Annotated in this window: 16 protein-coding genes; 6 read left to right on the top strand and 10 right to left on the bottom strand. The window is 68.2% G+C overall.

The window, feature by feature from the left end:
* Positions 1–238: 238 nt before the first annotated feature.
* Both ACFXN1_RS28530 and ACFXN1_RS28535 read left to right on the top strand, forming a co-directional pair.
* Positions 239–493, top strand: coding sequence for a hypothetical protein (locus tag ACFXN1_RS28530; protein WP_379402507.1), 255 nt, complete (start codon positions 239–241; stop codon positions 491–493).
* Positions 494–1,317: 824 nt separating this feature from the next.
* Positions 1,318–2,133 (top strand): hypothetical protein, encoded by an 816-nt coding sequence (locus tag ACFXN1_RS28535; RefSeq protein ID WP_379439561.1) that lies wholly within the window; start codon positions 1,318–1,320, stop codon positions 2,131–2,133.
* A gap of 295 nt (positions 2,134–2,428) precedes the next feature.
* On the opposite strand, the gene ACFXN1_RS28540 is transcribed toward ACFXN1_RS28535, so the two are convergent.
* On the bottom strand, positions 2,429–2,641 hold the full coding sequence (locus tag ACFXN1_RS28540) for a helix-turn-helix domain-containing protein (RefSeq protein WP_379439562.1): 213 nt from the start codon (positions 2,639–2,641) through the stop codon (positions 2,429–2,431).
* A gap of 718 nt (positions 2,642–3,359) precedes the next feature.
* Between ACFXN1_RS28540 and ACFXN1_RS28545 the strand changes: the two genes are divergently transcribed.
* Positions 3,360–3,758, top strand: a complete 399-nt coding sequence (locus ACFXN1_RS28545; protein ID WP_379439564.1) for a PPOX class F420-dependent oxidoreductase — start codon at positions 3,360–3,362, stop codon at positions 3,756–3,758.
* A 639-nt stretch (positions 3,759–4,397) separates the two neighbouring features.
* The gene (locus tag ACFXN1_RS28550) at positions 4,398–4,760 is read left to right on the top strand and encodes a DUF4189 domain-containing protein (protein WP_379439566.1); all 363 of its coding nucleotides are present in this window, start codon (positions 4,398–4,400) and stop codon (positions 4,758–4,760) included.
* Positions 4,761–4,834: 74 nt separating this feature from the next.
* Here ACFXN1_RS28550 and ACFXN1_RS28555 read toward each other — a convergent pair whose 3' ends face one another.
* The 5 genes from ACFXN1_RS28555 to ACFXN1_RS28575 form a co-directional block, all read right to left on the bottom strand.
* The gene (locus ACFXN1_RS28555; RefSeq protein WP_379439567.1) at positions 4,835–5,512 is read right to left on the bottom strand and encodes an NADPH-dependent F420 reductase; all 678 of its coding nucleotides are present in this window, start codon (positions 5,510–5,512) and stop codon (positions 4,835–4,837) included.
* A 128-nt stretch (positions 5,513–5,640) separates the two neighbouring features.
* Complete coding sequence (locus ACFXN1_RS28560; protein WP_379439569.1) at positions 5,641–6,600, bottom strand: isopenicillin N synthase family dioxygenase; 960 nt, start codon at positions 6,598–6,600, stop codon at positions 5,641–5,643.
* The gene (locus tag ACFXN1_RS28565) at positions 6,597–7,046 is read right to left on the bottom strand and encodes a nucleoside deaminase (protein WP_379439571.1); all 450 of its coding nucleotides are present in this window, start codon (positions 7,044–7,046) and stop codon (positions 6,597–6,599) included. The genes ACFXN1_RS28560 and ACFXN1_RS28565 overlap by 4 nt, the downstream gene beginning before the upstream one ends.
* 5 nt (positions 7,047–7,051) lie before the next feature.
* The gene (locus ACFXN1_RS28570; RefSeq protein ID WP_379439572.1) at positions 7,052–8,440 is read right to left on the bottom strand and encodes a purine-cytosine permease family protein; all 1,389 of its coding nucleotides are present in this window, start codon (positions 8,438–8,440) and stop codon (positions 7,052–7,054) included.
* A 13-nt stretch (positions 8,441–8,453) separates the two neighbouring features.
* Positions 8,454–9,968, bottom strand: a complete 1,515-nt coding sequence (locus ACFXN1_RS28575) for an APC family permease (RefSeq protein WP_379439574.1) — start codon at positions 9,966–9,968, stop codon at positions 8,454–8,456.
* A 250-nt stretch (positions 9,969–10,218) separates the two neighbouring features.
* Here ACFXN1_RS28575 and ACFXN1_RS28580 point away from each other — a divergent pair, with 250 nt between their 5' ends.
* Entirely contained in the window at positions 10,219–11,061 is an 843-nt protein-coding gene (locus ACFXN1_RS28580; RefSeq protein ID WP_379402498.1) for a hypothetical protein, read from the top strand.
* 2 nt (positions 11,062–11,063) lie between these two features.
* Here ACFXN1_RS28580 and ACFXN1_RS28585 read toward each other — a convergent pair whose 3' ends face one another.
* The 4 genes from ACFXN1_RS28585 to ACFXN1_RS28600 all read right to left on the bottom strand — a co-directional run bounded on the left by ACFXN1_RS28585 (position 11,064) and on the right by ACFXN1_RS28600 (position 17,953).
* Positions 11,064–11,636, bottom strand: coding sequence for a methyltransferase family protein (locus ACFXN1_RS28585; RefSeq protein ID WP_379439575.1), 573 nt, complete (start codon positions 11,634–11,636; stop codon positions 11,064–11,066).
* 142 nt (positions 11,637–11,778) lie between these two features.
* Positions 11,779–12,993, bottom strand: coding sequence for an FAD-dependent monooxygenase (locus ACFXN1_RS28590; RefSeq protein ID WP_379402496.1), 1,215 nt, complete (start codon positions 12,991–12,993; stop codon positions 11,779–11,781).
* 80 nt (positions 12,994–13,073) lie between these two features.
* Positions 13,074–16,127, bottom strand: coding sequence for a BTAD domain-containing putative transcriptional regulator (locus tag ACFXN1_RS28595; RefSeq protein WP_379439577.1), 3,054 nt, complete (start codon positions 16,125–16,127; stop codon positions 13,074–13,076).
* A 254-nt stretch (positions 16,128–16,381) separates the two neighbouring features.
* On the bottom strand, positions 16,382–17,953 hold the full coding sequence (locus tag ACFXN1_RS28600; protein WP_379439597.1) for a PucR family transcriptional regulator: 1,572 nt from the start codon (positions 17,951–17,953) through the stop codon (positions 16,382–16,384).
* A 134-nt stretch (positions 17,954–18,087) separates the two neighbouring features.
* On the opposite strand from ACFXN1_RS28600, the gene ACFXN1_RS28605 reads away from it, so the two are divergent.
* Complete coding sequence (locus ACFXN1_RS28605; protein WP_379402494.1) at positions 18,088–19,578, top strand: CoA-acylating methylmalonate-semialdehyde dehydrogenase; 1,491 nt, start codon at positions 18,088–18,090, stop codon at positions 19,576–19,578.
* The last annotated feature ends 1 nt before the right edge of the window (position 19,579 follow it).

Genomic DNA, 19,579 nt, shown 5'->3' on the forward strand with positions numbered 1-19,579 from the left:
TTCGTTGGATTCTCGGTGATTGCTACCGGAACCCCAGATAAAGGCAGCGATCAATTGCTCGGAAGAATCTGGCGGGGTTATGGTTGTGGCGCGCCTGTGCTATTCGCCGTGCTGCGGATCTATCGGCCCGTATTTCCACCGCTGATTCGGTAGCAGTCGACCGAGTAATCTTCCGCGCACGTTGCACGGGGATAGCCCTGGTGCAATCGAGTTGAATGGATCATTAGAAGGATCAGCAATGTTCGCAATGACCAGGCAAACGGTGGCTCGGGCCGTCCTCGCCGGTGCGATTGCGGTGGCTCCGGTCACCGCCGTGACCGTGCCGGTCCAGGCCGATGTGGTCACCAACTACACCCCCACCCCTGTCGATCAGCACTGGGACCACGGCTGGGACAGTAAGCACTTCTTCTTCCCTCCGGGCTGGGGAATCCCTCCGGGATGGTTCAAGCATCTACTGCCGTTCGAGTTCTTCGATTGGTTCGATTGGGACTAGTAGAGCGTTCAATACGACCGCCGGGCGCCGACACTCGCACACGGACGCCGATGTAGAGATGCGCCTGCACGCATGTCCGGATTGCGGTGTCCGAAGGATGGGCGCGAGCAGGCGCATCGACCCCACGAGTGATGGAGCTGGCAGGTACTCGGCTCCCCGGCAGGCCCGGACGGTGACGACATGAGGCGTGGCCGTGATCGATCGTGCCGACTACCCCGCGTGCTTCACCCAGGCCCGGTCCGCGGCGTAGCGGGCGCGGGCATGGGCGATGATCGTGACGCGGTGCTCGCCGAACTTCGCCCGCGCGACCGCAGCCGGGTGTCCGACGGCTCGAGCAGATCGCCCACGGTGCGGACTCCGCGCAGATACAGTGCCCGCCGGTACCGCTCGGGCACCCGATCCAGCTCCCGGGTGCTGTCGGGGGTTGAGGGATATCCGTGCGAGAAGTAGCTCTCGGAAGAGAGCAGTCCTCGGTGGGGTGAGCGCAGGTTGATCCGATCCTGCCACGTAGCAGCGGATCTGTACGTTCATGCGAAAACTAGCTTTAGCGATCTACCGCAGATAATCGGCCATTACAGGTCGAGCCGGTGAGGTGCCTGCCAGCGGTGCGTGAAGCATTGCTGTGGCACGGTGAAACTCGGGCGCTGCGCCGCAGACGATCCGCCGAGACCAACCGATTCATAACCTGCACAGGTCAGTTCGCGGGCGTGAAACATGGCCCCAAAAAGCGGGGGCATGCGACGGGCTGCCGATCGGTGAACAGTGCTATTCGCAAATGATCACCCCGCTCTAGTCAGCGTTGCCGAATCGAGAATGACCGCATCATGCGTACCCGGACATCAGCTCGCACCCTCGCTGCGGCCGGTATCACCGCCACAGCCTCCGCCCTGACGGCGCTCAGCACCGGAACGGCTCACGCCGACGTTGTGGGGACGGGAATGACCGTGCAGGGCAGCAACTTTCAAGTCGGGCAGACCTACAATGTCGTTGTCCCGGTGTCCGGATGCCAAAGCCCGGGGCTGTCGGACACCGTCGGCGGCGTGACCATCCGGTCCGCTTGGACCGTCACATCGAGCCTTGGGGCGGGCACCCCCTGCAGCGGTACGACATCCACCGAGACCATCCAGTGGACTCCGCTGACTCCGGGCACGCATGTGCTGGGCATCGGGTACGGCAACGGCAACCCGAGCCTCCCGCCGTACACCGACTTCGGTACTGCCACCGTCGAGGTCGGCGGCACCGCGAGTACGGACCCCAAGGCGTGTGGCGACGCATCGGCGTCGCTCTGCACGACGGTCCACGGGAGCCCCGAGGTGGGATGCACACTCACCGTGACCATCTCGAACATCCCGGCCTCGCTGGCGGTTTCGTCGGGTTCGGCCCTGTTGCAGAGCCTGAGCGCGGGATCCCCAACTCGCAATGCGTGGGTATCCGACAACGGGACGGCCACCGGCACCACGACGATCAGCGGCAGCACCGTCACCACGAAGTGGACACCCACGACGGCCGGATATCACCACTTGACCGGCCAGTACGACACCGGCGCCCAGCCCGGCTTCCCCGACGGAGTGGTTCTGCCCGGCTATGCCGGTGAGATGTGGCTGCCGGTAGCAGCCGCCGGCACCCAGCCCTGCGCCTGACTCGCACCGACCAGATGCCATCCTGGCCGGTTCGAATCGCGCCCACGCTGATTACGGTGCGGTCGGTCGGCCTCGGATGGACACGGCCAGTTGATCTTCCGTCGTCCAACGCTAACCGCTTCGGTCAGCGGCAAATAGAGTGCGTTGTGGTAGAGGCGGTCACCGTATCCCGCTTGCCGAGGCACCGGAAAGCGACTCGCAGCCAACGCACTTCGGCGTGGGTCGCCTACACCGTAATTCGGAAGTTCTCGTGCGGGGTACGGGTGCGTCGGAGTTTGTCCGGAGTCGCTCCCGTCTATACGCGAAACGCGCGGTAGAACGAATTGGGTTCGATGAAGCCGAGGAGAAACGAGATCTCGGCGACCGGCAAGCCTGTGTTCCCGAGGTAGTGCTCGGCCAGATCGTTCCTGGTCATGTCGAGAATTTGCTGAAAGCTCGTGGACTCTGCTTCGATCCGGCGTTGCAGTGTCCGTTTGCTGAGTGTCAGCTTTCGGGCGATCGTGCCCATCGATGCCGATCCGCTCGGTAACGCATCCACGAGTGACGAGCAGGTCGTCGAGCTCGGTGAGCTCCTGCTCGGCGTCAGGGTTACGCATCGTCGCGACGACGTTCCAGCCGCGGGAGTGGAAGAGTTTGCCCGTTGCCCGACCGAGCCCACTGGATGTACCGGCGATGAGAATGGGCTGTGTCATGGTGGCGCTCCTTTCACTGCTCCACGTTAGGAATGCGGAACGGTCCCGGCAGTGCCCGATGACGCCATAGTTCAATCCGATCGCGCCACCAAACGTCGATCTACTTTCGCCCCCACGTGCACCGCGCGACCCTCGCGGGAAGGCGCAGATGGGTGCGTTTCTGCGGGTGGTCTCGGTGCGTGGCAGTGATGGGCGGCAGGTCAGATCACCGCAGTCAAGGCGGGGGTTGCCGGGCGACAGCGTCCGCTCGGCCGGAACGGGCTTGTGCAGCTTGCTGATCCGAGCGCGATCCCGCGGTGGCGATCTGAAATCTAGCAACGCTAGACAAGCTGCTGGGGCGGATGTTACCGTTGCTCCAGTTTCTAGCCCTGCTAGCCTTCAGGAAGGGGAGACTGCAATGCTCATCATCACCGGTTCATTGCCGGACTGTGCGCGCGGGACGCGGCAGGCGACAGCTTGCGCTTCCCGCACCCAACAACTTCCGGCTGATCGCCGGGGCACACCTGATATCGAATTCACTGAGGAGTAACTGAAATGACCTTCACCATCAACGAACAGCAGTTCCTCGCGGAGGCCGGGATCGGTCGGCTGGCCACGGTGTCGCCCGACGGCGTTGTGCAGAACAACCCGACCAGCTATCGGGTGAACGCCGACGGCACGATCGACATCGGGGGCATGCGGATGCGTGCCAGTCGAAAGTACCGCAATGTCGAGGCGGGCAGCCGGGTGTCGTTCGTGATCGACCAACAGGTTTCATTGGAGCCATACGTGATTCGCGGCATCGAGGTACGCGGCACGGCCGAGGCGCTCGATGACGAGGAGCCACCGTTCCAGCCCCAGGAACGCGCGGTCATCCGAATTCACCCCGAACGGATCATCTCCTGGGGTATCGACGGCGGATCCTTCGAATTCATCAGTCGCAGCGCCGAGTAAGGCATTACACAAGACAGATCAAGAACGCTCCGACGTTGACGGCGGGCGGAAGGATCCAGGGTAAGCAGGGTAGAGCGGAATAGCCGGCCATGGCTTCGGACCGTTGCTCCGCTACGGGGGCAGCTGCCGGTTCGGCTGTCGCCACGCCCGCACCGGCGGTGATGACGGATGCAAACGCTAGGGCTGTTGCCAGCGCACTCGATTTCTTGGTCATGGCAACCTCCGCTGTAGTGGTGCCGGACGACCTCGCCGAGTGCACTCGATTGCGCTCGGACCGCTGGGCAGGTCGACCCGGCGGGGGCGGAATGCTCGAACATCAATTAACCCGCTCAGGAGGGGACCTCCGCAAGGGGTTCCGTTCGGACATCGGACTTTGCCGGCGAAGAAGCCCCGCACCGGGTGCCGGGGCAGCGAACGGCCGCCTGAGAGCCGGTTCCACCACGCAGCCCAATCCCACCGGCACGATCAGCCACCGATCCAGAAGTGCGATTCCGCCGTCCACGTGACCCCGGACACGCTGTGCCCCAACCACTTGCCGGTTAACGCGTCTTCGAAGCCCGCCGATCTTGACTCGACAGTGGCGCGCGCACCCCACCCCACCGGGATGCGCGCGCCAGTTCGATCAACGCAAGGAACAACATGCGCAAGACTCTGTTCGCCCTGTCCGGCCTCGCCTTCGCCACCGCCGCCGCGGTGCTGCCGGCGGCCCCGGCCCAGGCCGCCTCCGGCTCCTGGGGCGCGATCGCGGTGTCCGACAACGGCGACCTGGGCTGGTCCTGGAACTACGACACCGAGGGCTCGGCGAGCCAGGCCGCCATCGACAAGTGCGCCAAGGCGAGCTGCTCGACCGTCACCACCTTCACCGGCTGCGGCGCGGTGGCCTTCTCGGATTCGATGAACAAGTACACCGGCGGCTACGGCTCGACGCCGGACGACGCCGAGAACTCCGCCAAGTGGTACTCCGACTCCTACCTGGTGCGCACGGCCATCTGCAACGACTGACCCATCGGGGCCGGACGACCGCCCTGACACGGTCCGACCCGGGAGTCCTTGCGCTGGAGCCCCTTTCGGGGGCTTCAGCGTTCGGCGGCTTCGACCGCCTTGCGCACCGTCTCCGCGTCGGCCGGGGCCGCTTCGTTCTCCCAGAACGGCGCGGCGATGGCGTAGGGCGTGCCGTAGACGGGGGTTTCGGGTTGCGTGCGCCAGCTGTCAGCGAGCGAGCCGATATCGACGGTGTCGTAGCCGAGCCTGCTGATCAGTTCCGCCGCAGCGGTTTTCGCCGCGGTATCGTCACCGGCGATGGGCAGCGCGGTGCGATCGGCTGCCCCGGCGGGGCGGGCCAGCACGGCCAGATGCTTGAACAGGATGTTGTTGAACGCCTTCACGACCCGTGAGCGCGGCAGATGTCGTTGCAGCAGTTCGGAACTGGTGGCCACACCCGCGTCCAGATCGGCGAATTCGCCGTCGCGGCCGGGATAGTAGTTGTTGGTGTCGATGACCACCTTGCCGACCAGCGGATCGGCCGGTACCTGCTGATACGCCTTGAGCGGTACCGTCACCACCACGATGTCTCCCGCGGCGGCCGCCTCGGCCGGGGTCGCGGCGCGGGCCCGCTCCCCCAGTTCGGCCACCAGCTCCGCCAGGCTCTCCGGCCCTCGTGAATTGCTCAGCACCACATCGATTCCCGCGGCCACGGCCAGCCGGGCCAGAGTGCCGCCGATATTTCCGCTTCCGATCAATCCGAGCGTCGTCATGCCCGCTGGTAACGCGGCCGCGGCGGGCAATGTTCCCGCGAGATCCGCCGGCGGTCACCGGGTGGGCGGGTCCAGGTCGCACCCACGGCCGCCGGCACGCGACGGCCGTGGGAGCTCGCCGGGTGGTCTCAGCCGAGGGTGATGGCGTCGAGGCGGGTGCGCAGGAACTCGGCAGAGACGACCGGCGCCAGGCCGGAGACCCGGCCGATGGGCGGCTCGAGGGGTATCACCCGGGCGTCGTGGTCGAGTTCGTAGAAGTAGATGAGCGACACCAGGTCCTCGTCGGGTGCGGACGCCTGGGGCGGGAGTACCCGGTGGCGGCCCGCGGGCCAGCGCTGGCCGCTCCAATAGGCCAGCAGATCACCGATGTTCACGGTCAGGGCGGACGGGTCGTAGGGCGCGTCCGCCCAGCCGCCGTCCTCGGTGTAGACCTGCAATCCGCCCGCACCGGGTTCGCGGTCGAGGACGGTGACGGTGCCGAAGTCGGTGTGCGGACCGATCCGGAACTGGCCGGGTTCGGGCGGGCCGACCTCGGCCAGCGGCGGGTAGCGGTTGATATTGCAGGTCCAGGTCGGACGGCTGGCCAGGCCCTCGAAGGGGTTGTGCGGCAGGTCGAGTGCGGCGGCGAAGAGCGCGAGCAGTTCGTCGGAGAGGGTGCGCATGGCCGCGGTGTAGGCGAGGAACAGCTCGCGCAGCTCGCCCACCTCCTCGGGCCAGACGTTGTCGAGGAACCACACGGTGTCGATCAGGGCGTCGCCGATACGGGTGTCCGCGCCGATCGCGAAGGTCTCCTTGAGGTCCGGCGGGGTCTCGGTGCCCTCGGCGTAGCCGTTGGCCTCGAGGCCGGGACCGATCCAGCCGCGCCCGCCGACGGAGACCGCATACCGCTGCTTAATCTCGGGCGGGAGTGCGAAGAAGCGCCGGGCCGCCGCCCGCAGGTCGGCCGGAAGCCCGTGCGGCACACCGTGTCCGCGCACCAGGAGGAATCCGGCGCGCTGCATGCCCGCGTCCACCTCGCGCAGCACCGTGGCCGCGGTCTCGCCGCCTTCGCGCCAGCGGTCCAGGTCGACGGTCGCGATAGGGGTCATTCCGCCACTCCTATGTCCTCGTTCCAGAGTTCGGGCCGTTCCGCGATGAAGCGGGTCATCATGTCCACGCAGGCCGGGTCGTCGAGCACGGTGATGGATACCCCGTGTGCGGCAAGCCAGTCGTGGCCGCCGGTGAAGGTGCGCGATTCCCCCACGATGACCGTGCCGATGCCGAACTGGCGGACCAGGCCGCTGCAATACCAGCACGGGGACAGGGTGGTGACCATGATGGTGTCGCGGTAGTCGCGGCGGCGGCCGGCATTGCGGAAGGCGTCGGTCTCGGCGTGCACGCTGGGGTCGTCGTTCTGGACGCGACGATTGTGGCCGCGGCCGAGCAGGTTGCCGGCGCTGTCGAACAGGGCCGCCCCGATGGGAATCCCGCCTTCCCGCAGCCCGAGTTGCGCCTCTTCGTAGGCGGTGACCAGCAGATCCTGTGCGTTGATCATGCCGATCATGCTGCCACCGCGGCGCCTGCGATCCGGGATCGGTTGACGATCAGATAGGCCGCGCCGGAGAGCACGAAGCCGACGAAGAAGGTGATGTCGCCCAGCTGCGGCACCGCCTTGGCGACGAAGCCGACGAACTTCTCCTGATTGGAGAACAGCAGCACCGACACCACCAGCCCGGTCAGGAACGCCGCCACGCCGGCCCAGTTGCGGTGGTCACGGTCGTAGAGCAGATGGTCGATGCGCTGACCGCGACGCAGATACTCGTCGGCGAACACCACACCCAGCCACGGTCCGATCCAGTACGCGACGATGAGCAGGAAGCCCTCGTAGCTGGCCGCCGCGTCCGGCAGCGCCCACCAGGCGACCAGGAACCCGATCACGCCGAAGGCCGCCGACACCAGCGCCCGCTGCGTGCGCACCGAGAACGTGAAGCCCATGGTCACGAAAGCCATTGCGCCCGAGTAGACATTGAGCACATTGGCGGCCACCGCGCCCACCGCGATGGCCAGCAGGGTCAGGTCCGCCAGCAGCTTGGGCAGGTTGGCGGTGAACACATCGGTCGGGCTGCCCTGCGCGGTGCTCGCCACGGTCGCCGAGGCCGCGCCGACCACCTCCAGCCAGACACAGGAGATGAAGAGGCCCGCCGAGGCGTACGCACCGGTCGCGGCCCGTGACACCGTCGCGGGCAGATAGCGGGAGTAGTCCGCCGCGTAGGGATTCCAGCCCGCGCCGTAACCGAAGGCGGTGCCGACGGTGAGCAGGAATCCGCCCATGCCGCCCACGCCCCCGGCCGGTGCGGGCGCGCCCAGCGAGGCTTTGCTGAAGATCACCACGGTGACGATGGCGAACACGATGGCCAGCAGCGGGAAGGCGATGCGTTCCACCGCCTGTACCAGGTTGTGACCGAAGAAGGCGAAGGCGGTCTGCACCACCACGATCACCAGCAGCGCGGTCAGTTTCGGCATGCCGGTCAGGGAATTCAGCGCGAACGCACCGCTCACGGAGTTGGTGGCAAACCAACCGACCCCGCACATGACCGACATGAACGCGGCGGGCAGGGCGTTGCCGCGATAGCCGAAGGCCAAGCGCCCCAGCACCATTTGCGGGACACCGTGCAGGGGCCCGCGCGCCGACAGCAGGTAGTGGGCGGCCGCGCCCAGCCCGGTACCCGCGACGATGCCCAGGCTCGCCTGCCAGAAGTTCATGCCGTACGCGGTGACGGCGAGCACGCCCACGAAGACGGTGGCGAACTCCATATTGGGAGACATCCACGTCCAGAACAGTTTTCGCGGCGTACCGTGCCGGGCGTCCTCGGGGATGTAGTCGTCGCCGCCGGGCTCGACGGCTATCACGCGGTCGCCGTAGGCGGGACGGACCTCGGTGTCGGTCATGGCTTTCCGCCTCTCAGCGCTCGTGGGATTCTTCCAGCACGGTCCGGCCCAGCAGCGCGTAGCGGCCGGGGTCGGTGCGCCGGAGGTACAAGGCGTAGCCGATACCTGCGATGGCCACCGCGGCCACCAGGTACGGTGTCGCCTTCAGAATCAGCGACCCGGCCTCGCTTCCGGCCGCGGTGTCCATATTGAGGACCAGCAGCAGCACCACGCCGATCATGGCCACGCCGCCCACCAGCGGGGCCACCAGAGTCCGGAACCAGTGCCGGGTTTCGGGGTGGTGGTTCCGGAAGTAGGCGATGACCGCGAACGAGCACACGGCCTGCACGATCAGGATCGCCATGGTGCCGAGCACCGCCATCAGCGTGTAGAGGCTCGCGTAGGGGTCCTTGCCCGCGAGGCCGAAGGCCAGCACCAGCACAGCCGAGAAGACGGTCTGCACCAGACCGGCGATGTACGGGGATCCGTTCTGCGGGTGGGTCTTTCCGATCGTCCGCTTCAACGCCGGAATCACGTCCTCGCGGCCGAGCGCGTAGAGGTAGCGGGAGGCGCAGTTGTGGAAGGCCATGCCGCAGGCCAGCGAACCGGTGACCATGAGCCACTGCATGGTGTCCACGGCCCAGTGCCCGACATAGCGTTCGGTGGGCGCGAAGAAGAGATTCATCGGATTGTCGGAGGCGGCCAGTTCCATGGCCCTGCCCTGCCCGTTGCCGGAGATGGTCATCCAGGAGATGAACAGGTAGAACACGCCGACACCGAGGACGGCGATCATGGTGGCGCGCGGGATGATTCGCTTCGGATCCTTGGATTCCTCACCGTAGATGGCGGTGGATTCGAACCCGACCCATGACCAGAAGGCGAAGAACAGTCCCAGACCTGCGGACGCGCCGTGGAAGGCGTTGACCGGATCGATCGGGGCCAGCGACAACCCGTCCGGCCCGCCGCCGTGCAGCAGCACCGACAGGCCCATGACCGTCAGCACGGTCACCTCGGTGACCAGCAGCACGATGAGCAGCCGCTCGGCCACGGCGACGCCGAACCAGGTACCCAGGCCGTTGATCACCAGCATCACGATGGCGAACACCCACCACGGAATGTTCACGCCCACCTGATCTGAGACGGTGTTGCGCGCGAAGCTCGAGAAGATGCCGATCAGCGACGGCTCGAACACCATGTAGGCGAAGGTGGCCAGCAGCCCGGCCGACAGGCCCGCGGTGCGGCCCAGTCCGTAGGAGATGAAACCGTAGAACGCGCCGGTGGTGGTGATGTGCTTGGCCATGGTGGTGTAGCCGACGGTGAAGATGGCCAGCACCACCATGGCGATCAAAAACGCCGCGGGCGTGCCGATTCCGCTGCCGGCCGACATCATGAACGGCACATTGCCGGTCATGGCGGTGATGGGCGCGGCCGTCGCGACTGCCATGAACACCACGCCGAGCAGACCGACCACATTGGGTTTGAGCCGCGACACCCCCGCTGCGGATGTGTCCGATCCCCCGGAAAGTACGGCTGGTGCACTCGATTCCATGGTGAAGCTCCTCAATCTTGGTCGACTGACCTGCGAGGAATGTTCGGGTTGGAATGTTGCCTGGATATGAAACGGAGTTACCAGCAGAAACCAAAGGAGTGACTCAGGTCACTATTCTTACAGTCAGCCGGAAACACGTTCCGATGCTTTACGGATCGTATGGCGCACAGCCATTTCGATTCGCACACCGCAGCGGATCGCGTCACCAATCTGGCTTCAGTTAACTGAACTCAGCTACTAGGGTGGGTACATGGAAAACGACCTCGCCCGTGAGGTGTGGCGCGTGCTGGAGCCCTTGCACGCCGTCACCTATTTCGCCGCCGACTGCATCGCCGCCAACAAAGCCGTTGGCCTGCGCGGCTTCTGGATGGGCTACTTCGCGTCGCGCTCCGCCCCGCTCGGCGCGGTCGGACCCTCGGTCGTGGAGGCGACCTTCTACAACTTCCATCCGGCCATGGTCCGGCGGGCCATTCCGGACGCCTGGGGTTTCGCCGCACCGGATGCGATCATCGCCACCCGCACCATCGCCGCGGCCGCGGTCCTGCGCACCGTCGTGCCCGATATCGCCGACATCGCCGCCCGCGCCGTCCCGCGCCTGCAGCAGGCCATTGCCACTGCGCCGGCGGCGGGCCGCCCGCTCTTCGCCGCCAATCGCGACCTGCCCACCCCGGACGACTCCGTCCACGCGCTCTGGCAGGCGGTCACGGCGCTGCGCGAACACCGCGGTGACGGCCATGTGGCATGCCTGCTGAGCGAGGGCATCGACGGCTGCGAGGCGCACGTACTGTTCTCGGCGTCCACCGGCACCCCCGCGCAGTTGTGGCGCGACAATCGCGGCTGGAGCGAAACCGATTGGAAGGCAGCGCGAGAGCGGCTCACCGAGCGCGGCCTGCTGAACGCCGAGGGCATCACCGAGGCCGGCAGCGCCCTGCGCGCACACGTCGAGGCCCGCACCGATGCCCTGGCCATGACCGCCTACCGCGGCGTCCCGGGCATCCTCGAAATGCTGTCCGCCCTCACCCCCGCCGCCCGCGCCGTGGTCCGCAGCGGCGAGGTTCCCTACCCGAACCCGATGGGCGCCGACCCCGCCTGAGGTCACCAGAGGCCGGGGACCAGGCGCTTGGTCGTGTGCCGGTAGGTCTCGTAGGACGCGCCCAGGGTCGCCACCAGCGTCTTCTCCTCGAGCGTGATCCGGCGCAGGAACGCGTAGACCGGGACCACGGTGGTGAGCAGCAGGGACACGTAGTTGCCTGCGGCCAGGCCGAAACCCAGCGTCAGCAGCAGGATGCCGGTGTAGGAGGGGTGCCGGATCCAGCGGTAGGGGCCGGTGCTGATGACCGGCTGGTCCTGGTCCACCTCGACGGTGGTGCGAAAGTGCTTGCCCAGCACCGCGATCGCCCAGGCTCGCACGACCAGGCCCAGCCACATGAGAGCGACGCCGAGGATCTGCCACGGCAGGACCGGGCCGGGAAAACGCAGCGGGCTGTCGGCCGGGAGGAGGATTCCGGCGAAGCTGGCGATCGTCATGGCGGCGGCCACGAGCACGAAGATGAGGAGCCTGGTGTGGCCGTCCCCGGCGGTGGAGCCGGTGCCGCGCATGCGATCCCGCACTCGCAGCACGATCTCGAATGCCATCCACGCCCAGGTGGTGTACACGGCGATGGTCACGTCGGACTCCCTTCCAGTTCGAGATAACCATCAAAGGGGATCGGCCCGCATCAGGGATCCACCCGGAGAATGAACCCTGACCGTCCCGGATCAGACTCGATGACGACACCGCGCCCCCTTTGATGCCGACACCGCGCCCCGGTCAGTACCGCTCGAGTCGAATGGCATTGGCGGCCTTCTCGATCGGCTTCATGATCGGGCGCAGGGCCATGCCCTTCCACGGCATCCAGCGCAGCATGCGCATCATGGTCATCTGCATGCGCAGGGCACGGGCGTCGCCGGCGACCATCTGGGTGGCGTTGTTCCAGCCGAGGGTCAGGTTCTCGTCGACGTACTCACGCATGCGCTCCTGGTAGGCGGCGAAGGCGACGCGGTGGTCGCCGGCGGCGGCGCGCAGCTCACCGGCCAGTACGTACGCGCCGACCAGGGCCATGCTGGTGCCCTGCCCGGACAGCGGGGACGGGCAGTAGGCGGCGTCGCCGACCAGCGCGACGCGGCCCGAGGTCCAGCGCTCCAGGTGGATCTGGCTCACCGTGTCGAAATAGAAGTCCGGCGAGTCCGGCATGGCGTCGAGCAGGGTCGAGGTCTCCCAGCCGCCGCCAGCGAAGACCTCGGCCACCAGCCGCTGCTGTGCGGCGGTGTCGCGGCGGTCCGGCAGCTGCTCGGGAGCGGGAAAGATGAACTGCGCCTTGGCCGCCGAGCGCTGCGTGCTGTACACCTGCACGACCTTGCCGGGGGCGGCGTGGATGAGCTCCCAGTGATCGAGGTCCAGGTAGTTCGGCACCGAGATGACACAGGCGGCCATACCGGTGTGCCGGGCGAACTGCTCCTCCGCGCCGAAGACGCTGCGGCGCACCGTGGAATGCATGCCGTCCGCGCCGATCACCAGGTCGAACACCTGGGGAGCCGCGTGGCGGAAGTGCACCTCGACGCCGTCCGCATGCTCGATCAGCTCGGTGATGGCGTCACCGAACCGGTAGTCGACGCCGCTCTTGCCGGCGTCGAACAGGATTCGCGCCAGGTCGCCGCGCAGCACCTCGTCGTCGCCGGGCGAACGCATGCCGATCAGGTCCGGTCCGAGGGTGGCGATCGCCTTGCCGGTCGCGTCCACCCACGCACCGCCGCGCATATCGGTGGAGGCCTTGCGGATCTCGTCGGTGAGCCCCATCCGCTCCACGACTTCCATTGCCACGCCGCGGATATCGACCTTGTACCCGCCCTCGCGCAGGGCCGGAGCCTGCTCCACGACGGTGACGGTGAAGCCGTACTTCTTCAGCCAGAAGGCGAGGGCCGGGCCGGCGACGCTGGCGCCGGAGATGAGGACGGTCTTGTTGGCGAACTGCTGTGTGCTGGTCATGTCACAAAGCTTCGGCCGGGGCGCTCACCAACCCCTCACCGTCGGCTCACCGGCCCTCACCAGCACCCTGACCTGAGATTTCAGACGTCGTCCAACAGTGCGAGACCCTCCCGCGCCCGCTCGTGCGCCTCGGTGATGGCGATCGAACCTCCGGCCGGGATCTCCAGCACCGACCGGTAGAGGTTCCGCGCTGCGGCCGGGTCCTCGGCACGAGCGATATCCCCCAGGCCGCGAAGTGCACCGGCGTACATGTCGATCGCGCCGTGGGTCCGCGACAGCTCGGCCGCCCGTTCGTAATCCGCGCGGGCCGCTTCGGCATCCCGCTCCGCCGCCCCACCGAGGTGGATATCGCCGCGACGGGTCAAGAGGTCGGCAGTGTCCGCGGCCCAACCCAATTCGGTGTTCACCGCGATCGCCTCATCGATCAGAGCCAGCGAGGCGGCCCGATCGCCGCGCCGCTCGGCCACGGCCGCCAGCTTGTCCAATGCGGCCGCGATCGCCCACCGGTCCCCGATCCGCCGGAACCCCGCCAGCGCCGCCGCGAACTCCGGCTCGGATTCGTCGACCTGCCCGAACATGAACAACACCATCCCGTCCCCCAGCCGCAGAAACGCCTGCGACCAGTCATCCGCCCCGAACAGCCGGCGCAACTCCGCAGGCTCCCCGGGCAGCATCCCACCCGCGAGCGCGAGCAGAAAGATCAGATGCGGCTGCCGCATCGGATGCTCCTGCGCCGCAACCTCCGCCGCCGCCCGCTCGACCTCGGCCGCGAGATCATCCCGTCCCCGCGCCGCCACCGCCACCACCAGCGCGTATTGCTCCGCATCCACGGCAACCAGCCACTCGGGCCGGGATATGCGAGCCTCCGCGGCGACGCTCGACCCCACTCCCGGTGCACCATGCCCAGCAGCGGTTTCCGCAACGAACGGCACGCGCCGCTCCTCGCCTGGAGGGCGCGCATCCGACCTGGGCGCCGCAGTGGGAGTGATCAGCGTCGTAGCCTCGTGGAGGTCTGCGTCTCGGCGGTCGCCGACGTCATCACGGCGCACCGACTGACCGTGAGGCCGGGCGGCGGCGGCCGGCCGACGTACCGCCGAATTCAGTTCGGGTAGCAGGCGGTTGGCGAGGGCGGGGCCGTCGCCGGAGTGGCCGGTCAGCCACCAGTACCAGGCTTGGGCGGCGATGAGGCGGGCGGCGAGGGCGGGGTCGGCGGTGGTGGACCAGTGCAGGGCGGACTGGAGGTTGTCGTGGTCGGTGGTGAGGCGGGCCAGGTGCTGGAGTTGGGTGGCGGTGCGTAGCAGGGGGTCCGTGGTTTCGGCTGTGTCGGCGAAGTATTCGGCGTGGGCGCGTTGGGTTTTCTCGTGGTCGCCGGATTCGATGGCGCGGGTGCGGGCGAATTCGCGGATGGTTTCGAGCATGCGGTAGCGGCCGGCGGCGATGTCCAGGAGGGATTTGTCGGCGAGGTCGGCGAGGAGGTCGTCGATATCGTCGATGTCGCATACCCGGCGGGCCTGTTCGGCGGTCGCCCCGCCCGCGAAGACCGAGAAGCGCTGGGCCAGTTGCTGTTCGGCGGGGTCGAGGAGTTCCCAGCTCCAGGCCACCACGGCCTGCAGGGTCTGGTGGCGGGGTTCGGCGGTGCGGTCGCCGCGGGCCAGCAGGCGGAAGCGGTCGGTGAGGCGGGCGTCGATCTCGGGGAGGTCGAGGGTGCGCAGACGGGCGGCAGCGAGCTCGATGGCGAGCGGGAGGCCATCGAGGCGGCGGCAGATGCGGGCGACCAGGGCGATGGTGCCCGCGTCCGGGAGGAAGCCGGGACGGACCGCGGCGGCCCGGTCGGCGAACAGGCGCACCGCCGGAGCGGCCAGCTGGTCGGCCAACGGCGAATCCGGTGGGGCCATGGGCAATTGGGGGACGGGGAACAGCGTTTCGCCGGTGACCCGCAGCGCCTCGCGGCTGGTGGCGAGAATCCGCAGGCCCGGGCACGCGACCAGCAGGCGGTGCGCGAGGCGGGCGATGTCGAGGACGACGTGCTCGCAATTGTCGAGGATGAGCAGCAGCGGACGGTCGGCGAGCAGGGCGACCAGCTGCGACTCGAAATCACGTGGTGCGGGGGCCGCATGCGCCGACTGGTCGCGACAGCCCAGGGCGCTCGCGATCGCCTGGGCCGCGTGCACACCGTCCACCAGCGGCGCCAATTCGACGAAGCAGACGTCGCCGCGGACCCGGCCGCCCGCCGCCAGCGCCAGGCGCGTCTTCCCGGTGCCGCCGGGGCCGATCAGGGTGACGAGGCGGGCCTGGGCGACCAGTGGCACCAGCCGCGCGAGTTCGTCCTCCCGGCCGACGAAACTGGTGAGCGGGCTGGGCAGCCGCCGATTCGACACGGCCGCAACCTCATCCGCGCGCAGGATCGCCAGGTGGGCGTCCATGAGCTCGGCCGAGGGATCGGCCCCGAGCTCGTCGGCGAGCAGCCGCCGTCCCGCTTCGAAGGATTCCAGCGCCTCGGCCTGACGGCCGGCCGCGTACAGGGCGCGCATGAGCAGAGCACGTGCCCGCTCCCGGAGGGGATGTGCCGCAACCAATTCCGAGAGTGTCGCCACCACCGCCTGCGGATCCCCCACCGCCAGCGCCGCCTCGGCCCGATCCTCCTCGGCGGCCAGCCGCGCCTCGTCCAGCCGCGCACCCTGACTCTCGGCGAAGGGCGCGTCCCGCACATCGGCCAGCGCCGGACCGCGCCACAATCCGAGCGCCTCGTCCAGCAACGTCATCGCCGCACCGGAATCCCGGTCCCGCAAGGCTTTCCGCCCCTGCTCGGCCAGCCGCGCGAATCGGAGCGCATCCACCGACTCCGGGTCGACCGCCAATCGATAACCCGCCCCGGCCGACTCGACGAACTCGCCGTCCCCCACACCAGTGCGCAGCGCCCGCCGCAGCCGCGATACCTGCGACTGCAACGCATGTCCCACATCCCCCGGTGGCTCCGACCCGTACAGGTCGTCGATCAGCCGCTCCCGCCCGACCACCCGCCCGGCATCCAACGCCAACACCGCCAGCAAGGCCCGCACCTGCGGACCCCCGATCGGAAACGGGCCCCCATCGGCCCGTCGCGCCTCGATCGGACCCAGAATCCCGAACTCCACGCGGCCAGTATGCCCGGGCCGGACCTGGCCCCCAACGCATGGACCTCAACCACTCCCGGTCATTCCGATGCGCTCTGCCCGGAGCCCACCGACCCACGTCGGAAGCACCGCCGGTTCGAAGGCCAGACCGGCGACATACCTGGATGACGGGCGGCGATCCGGATCACCGCCTCGAGAATGCGCTGGCGCACAGCGCTTCTCGGGCCAGCCCCCTACCACGGAATTCACGTCGGAGGATCTCGCCGGCGCGGCGGTCAGCGGGGTTCGGGGGCAGCGACCAGGTCTCGGATGAGCAGGGCGGTGTGGAGGGAGGTGCGGGTCTCGCCGTTGTCGAGATCGACGTCGAGGATGCGTTCGATGCGGGACAGGCGGTCGTAGAGGGTGGGCCGGCTGATATGGAGGCGTTTGGCGAGTTCGGTCTTGTTGCCCGCCAGGTCGAGGAATTGGCGCAGGGTGCGGGTGAGGTCGGCGGCATTGCGGATGTCGTGGCGCAGCAGGGCGCTCAGCTCGGTCTCGGCGAAGCGCTGGACGCCCGGCTCGTCGCGGATGAGCGACAGCAGGCCGCGCAGGCGGACGTCGCCGCTGCGATAGAACGGGCGCGGGACCGAAGGGTCCAGGGAGAGAGCGACTTCGGCGACGTGCGCGGCCTGGGCCAGCTCACGCGCAGTGTCGAGGAGGGAGTCCGATTCACCGCCGGCGCCGATGACGGCGCGCTCCACACCCGCCACGCGGCGGATCTCGGCGAGCATGGCCGAGCAGATCGCGGTGAGCGCGCTGTCCAGGTCGCCGCTCCGGGAGACACCCAGCACGATGGTGACCCGATTGCCGTGGTCGGGCGCGGCCAGCGCAGTGGCCTTGGCCAGCGCCACCCCGTGCAGCGCCGCGTCGAGCAGTGTGGCCGTACGGCGTTGCTGCGCCACCGGATCCGCTTCGGCCGCCGCCGCGACCTCGACCGCGAGCGGGACATAGCGGGCGCGGCGGGCCAGCCCGAGCGCCGCCGCCAGCGCCACGGCGTCACGCTCGTCGGTGAGGCGGCCGTTGACCATATCGTCGATGAGCCCGGTCTGGGCCTGCCGGTGCAGCCCGAAGCGGTCGCGCTCGATCATCCGATGCAGGGTCAGTGTCTGCGCGGCGCGTTCGAGCACCATGCGCGCGCGGGCCGTGGGCACCCGGCTGGAGCGCAGGATGAGCCGGCCCCAGCGCTGTGTATGCGGGCCCACGGGAACCACATTCGGGTCGGTGTCGGGCAGCAGCCGGGAGGTGGTCTCCCAGTGCTCGAGCAGGGCCGAGGTGCCGGTGTGGCGCGCGGTCAGGGCCAGCACGCGATGCGCCAGGTCCTCGAGCACGACCGAGGCGTCCAGCATCCCGGCAGCGGTTTTCACGATTTCGGCCAGCGACGCCCGCCGCACGCTCAACGCCGTGAACGTCTCGTGCACCGTGCGCGCGAATTCCAGCTCCGCGTACTGGTCGGCCACGATCACCCGGTGCACCGCCTCGGTGACCTCCACGAACCGCACCACCCGGTGCAGTGCCACGGTCGGCAACCCCACCCGGTCGGCGGTCTCGGCCACCACCGGCGACAATTCCCGCACGTAGGTACCCAATTCGATGACGAGCCCGGATACCCCGGCCGCGGCCAGCGATTGCAGGTAGGCCACGGTGGCCGCGTCGCTACCGGCCAGCGCCTGTCCGGTGGTGAGAATCAATTCCCGTCCCACCAGTAGTTTCGCCACGTCCGGCAGTTCGCTCACATGCACCCACCGCACCGGCCGATCCAGCGGACCGCCGCCCACGACCTGCGGCTGCCCGGCCCGCACGACCGGCATGGCCAGCACATCAGCAACGGAGAGGAGCACCGACGAATCGTAATACGAAGTTGGAAAATAGATACACAACGTCGGGAATCAACCGGCGGGTAATGGCGCAGAGTAGGGACGGACACTCACGGAATCGAGGAGATATGCAGACCATCGCACACTGGCTCGACGGCAAGTCCTTCACCGGTTCCAGCACGGCGACCGCACCGGTCACCAATCCCGCGACCGGCGTGGTGACCGGACAGGTCGCCCTGGCCTCCGCGGCCGACGTCCGCACCGTGATCGAATCCGCCGTGGCCGCGTTCCCCGCCTGGCGCGACGCCTCCCTGGCCAAGCGCACCCAGGTGCTGTTCCGCTTCCGCGAACTGCTCAACGAGCGCAAGGAGGAGCTGGCGGCCCTCATCACCAGCGAGCACGGCAAGGTGCTCGCCGACGCGATGGGCGAGGTCACCCGCGGCCTCGAGGTCGTCGAATTCGCCTGCGGCATACCGCATCTGCTCAAGGGCGGCTACACCGAGAACGCCTCCACCAAGGTCGACATCTTCTCCGTGCGGCAAGCCCTGGGCCCGGTGGCCATCATCTCGCCGTTCAACTTCCCGGCCATGGTGCCCATGTGGTTCTTCCCCGTCGCCATCGCGGCCGGCAACACCGTGGTGCTCAAGCCGAGCGAGAAGGACCCCTCGCCATCGCTGTGGCTGGCCGAGCTGTGGCGCGAGGCCGGGCTGCCGGACGGGGTCTTCAATGTGGTCCAGGGCGACAAGGTGGCGGTGGACGAACTGCTGGCGAACCCCGCGATCAAGGCGGTGTCGTTCGTCGGCTCCACCCCGATCGCCAAGTACGTCTACGAGCACGGCACCGCCGCCGGCAAACGCGTGCAGGCCCTCGGCGGAGCCAAGAACCACATGGTGGTGCTGCCCGACGCGGATCTGGACCTGGCCGCCGACGCCGCCGTGAACGCGGGCTTCGGCTCGGCCGGTGAACGCTGCATGGCCATCAGCGCGCTGGTGGCGGTGGGCGACATCGCCGACGACCTGGTGGCGCGGATCACCGAGCGCGCCAAGACCATTCGCACCGGCGACGGCACCCGCGGCACCGATATGGGCCCGCTGGTGACCGAGGCGCACCGCGACAAGGTGGCGTCCTACATCGCCGCGGGCGAATCCTCCGGCGCCACCGTGGTTCTCGACGGCCGCGCGGTGGCCGCCGACGGCGCGGCCGACGGATTCTGGCTGGGCCCCACCATTCTCGACCACGTCACCACCGACATGAGCGTCTACACCGACGAGATCTTCGGCCCGGTGCTGTCGGTGGTCCGCGTGGACAGCTACGACGAGGCGCTGGCCCTGGTCAACGCCAACCCCTACGGCAACGGCACCGCCCTGTTCACCAATGACGGCGGTGCGGCCCGGCGCTTCCACAACGAGGTCGAGATCGGCATGGTCGGCATCAATGTCCCCATTCCGGTCCCCATGGCCTACTACAGTTTCGGAGGCTGGAAGAACTCCCTGTTCGGCGATTCGCATGCGCACGGCACCGACGGCGTGCACTTCTTCACCCGCACCAAGGCCGTCACCACCCGCTGGCTCGATCCCAGCCACGGCGGCCTGAACCTCGGCTTCCCCCAGAACCACTGAA

The organism is Nocardia sp. NPDC059154 (genome assembly GCF_042755705.1).
In the GTDB taxonomy this organism is placed as follows: Bacteria; Actinomycetota; Actinomycetes; order Mycobacteriales; family Mycobacteriaceae; genus Nocardia.

Coding starts and splice junctions, on each gene's coding strand:
- ACFXN1_RS28530 (WP_379402507.1), top strand. CDS start 239: ATGTTCGCAATGACCAGGCAAACGGTGGCTCGGGCCGTCCTCGCCGGT.
- ACFXN1_RS28535 (WP_379439561.1), top strand. CDS start 1,318: ATGCGTACCCGGACATCAGCTCGCACCCTCGCTGCGGCCGGTATCACC.
- ACFXN1_RS28540 (WP_379439562.1), bottom strand. CDS start 2,641: ATGGGCACGATCGCCCGAAAGCTGACACTCAGCAAACGGACACTGCAA.
- ACFXN1_RS28545 (WP_379439564.1), top strand. CDS start 3,360: ATGACCTTCACCATCAACGAACAGCAGTTCCTCGCGGAGGCCGGGATC.
- ACFXN1_RS28550 (WP_379439566.1), top strand. CDS start 4,398: ATGCGCAAGACTCTGTTCGCCCTGTCCGGCCTCGCCTTCGCCACCGCC.
- ACFXN1_RS28555 (WP_379439567.1), bottom strand. CDS start 5,512: ATGACGACGCTCGGATTGATCGGAAGCGGAAATATCGGCGGCACTCTG.
- ACFXN1_RS28560 (WP_379439569.1), bottom strand. CDS start 6,600: ATGACCCCTATCGCGACCGTCGACCTGGACCGCTGGCGCGAAGGCGGC.
- ACFXN1_RS28565 (WP_379439571.1), bottom strand. CDS start 7,046: ATGATCAACGCACAGGATCTGCTGGTCACCGCCTACGAAGAGGCGCAA.
- ACFXN1_RS28570 (WP_379439572.1), bottom strand. CDS start 8,440: ATGACCGACACCGAGGTCCGTCCCGCCTACGGCGACCGCGTGATAGCC.
- ACFXN1_RS28575 (WP_379439574.1), bottom strand. CDS start 9,968: ATGGAATCGAGTGCACCAGCCGTACTTTCCGGGGGATCGGACACATCC.
- ACFXN1_RS28580 (WP_379402498.1), top strand. CDS start 10,219: ATGGAAAACGACCTCGCCCGTGAGGTGTGGCGCGTGCTGGAGCCCTTG.
- ACFXN1_RS28590 (WP_379402496.1), bottom strand. CDS start 12,993: ATGACCAGCACACAGCAGTTCGCCAACAAGACCGTCCTCATCTCCGGC.
- ACFXN1_RS28600 (WP_379439597.1), bottom strand. CDS start 17,953: ATGCCGGTCGTGCGGGCCGGGCAGCCGCAGGTCGTGGGCGGCGGTCCG.
- ACFXN1_RS28605 (WP_379402494.1), top strand. CDS start 18,088: ATGCAGACCATCGCACACTGGCTCGACGGCAAGTCCTTCACCGGTTCC.